The sequence below is a fragment of the Pelotomaculum sp. FP genome (genome assembly GCF_004369245.1).
GTDB lineage: Bacteria > Bacillota > Desulfotomaculia > Desulfotomaculales > Pelotomaculaceae > Pelotomaculum_C > Pelotomaculum_C schinkii.
Genome location: NZ_QFGB01000164.1, coordinates 1 through 627 on the forward strand (window position 1 = coordinate 1; position 627 = coordinate 627).

At 42.9% G+C, this 627-nt stretch carries 1 protein-coding gene; it reads left to right on the top strand.

Annotated elements, in window-relative coordinates; genetic code table 11:
- Window positions 1–133 precede the first annotated feature (133 nt).
- Window positions 134–627, top strand: a 494-nt coding sequence (locus Psfp_RS21195) for a PAS domain S-box protein (RefSeq protein ID WP_205079652.1), incomplete at its 3' end; no start/stop codon positions are given.

The window sequence follows — 627 nt, forward strand, 5'->3', positions numbered from 1 at the left end:
GCAAATGATTTTTGTTGGTCTCGGTACCCGTACTTTGGGAACCGGTTCCCGAACCTATCTGGATTACCCATATTTCCCTCAATTGGAATTTTGGTTGTCCGGTGGTTCTAATACTATTATACGAGGGTGTTATATGATGAAAGCGGATGAGGTCACTAAAAAAATTGCTGCAGAAAACTTGATTAAGACACGGATGGGGATATCTTTTGAGAAAATCCTGGAAAATGTTAACGAGGCTATCTGCGTAATAGACGAACATGGCGTCGTTACTTATTGGAATAACCGCTCAGAGAAGCTTTACGGCGTTGACCGTATGGAGATTGTCGGCGCCGATATTGCACAATTTTTCCCCAACGCCTTGTGTCTGGACGTTTTGCGTAATGGCAATCCCGTTGAATATGTTGAACACCGGCCTCGGGAGGGCAATGTGGTTATAATAAGTTGTATCCCGATTCGTGATGGCGACCATGTTATCGGGGTAGTTTCTATTGACCATGATGTTACGGAAATCCAACGAATGAGTTTTGAACTGCAGGAAGCCAAAAACCGGATAAAATATTTGGAGCGTGCCGAAGAGGTCATAAAACAAATTCATGGCAATTACGGTTTTGAGAGGATTGTATATAA